1 protein-coding gene and 1 pseudogene are annotated in these 765 nt (G+C 40.1%); both read right to left on the reverse strand.

Features of this window, described 5'->3' with window-relative positions:
• A partial coding sequence (locus tag H5201_RS22520) for a DUF2931 domain-containing protein (protein ID WP_182785459.1) occupies nt 1-371 on the reverse strand: 371 nt, incomplete at its 3' end.
• A 182-nt stretch (nt 372-553) separates the two neighbouring features.
• Nucleotides 554-765, reverse strand: a pseudogene (locus H5201_RS22525) (DUF2931 domain-containing protein); the annotation flags it as partial.

The following is a 765-nucleotide window of genomic DNA, read 5'->3' on the forward strand; positions in this document are numbered from 1 at the left end:
TCTTTAAAAACCTTACCTGTATGCGCTGTGTATGAAGGTAAATTTTTAGCTAACCTATAACCATTTTTATCTATTGCCACTTCACCAAAGTAAATTCTATTTTCTGACTTATCTAACCATTCAACCGCGACTTTTTCTGGGAATTTTTGATCGTAAACACTTACCGTCGCTCTAGTTTCACCATAGCAGCACCCAATTGCCCCTGACGGTATTCCCCATTCATCATCAAATACCACAGAGCGCCCCCAAATTGCATTGCCATTTTCGGTGCCGACACCTGCAAGCATGTAATCAATTTTACCTGTTGACGAACATCCTACAGCGAATAATATTAAAGCGAGTGTGATAAGTAATTTTATGAGTTTGTCCATAGTCTATATCCATTTATTAATTGTGATTGCCATTGTGTGCTGAGCTCTGCTTGCGCAGGCTGATTATAACAAAGCGCGAGCTGTGGTTTTTAGTGGTGAATTCAGCGTCTTCTTCTGGGTCATGAGCTACGGGCTGCCTCTGCGAATACTTTATAGAACATAAGCTTAGGGTAGTGGCTTTACTACTTATTCTCACGCCATTGGGCTTGTCCTGAACCAAGCTCGTGTAATACGCGACCTGTAAACCCCGCTGATGGTGTATTTGAAATCCAAACCTTTATCTCACCTGATTCACCCATACCGACTATTAAATATGGTTTTACATCTTTAAAAACCTTACCTGTATGCGCTGTGTATGAAGGTAAATTTTTAGCTAACCTATAACCATTTTTAT

The organism is Pseudoalteromonas sp. SG43-6, assembly GCF_014164365.1.
Classification (GTDB): Bacteria; Pseudomonadota; Gammaproteobacteria; order Enterobacterales; family Alteromonadaceae; genus Pseudoalteromonas; species Pseudoalteromonas rhizosphaerae.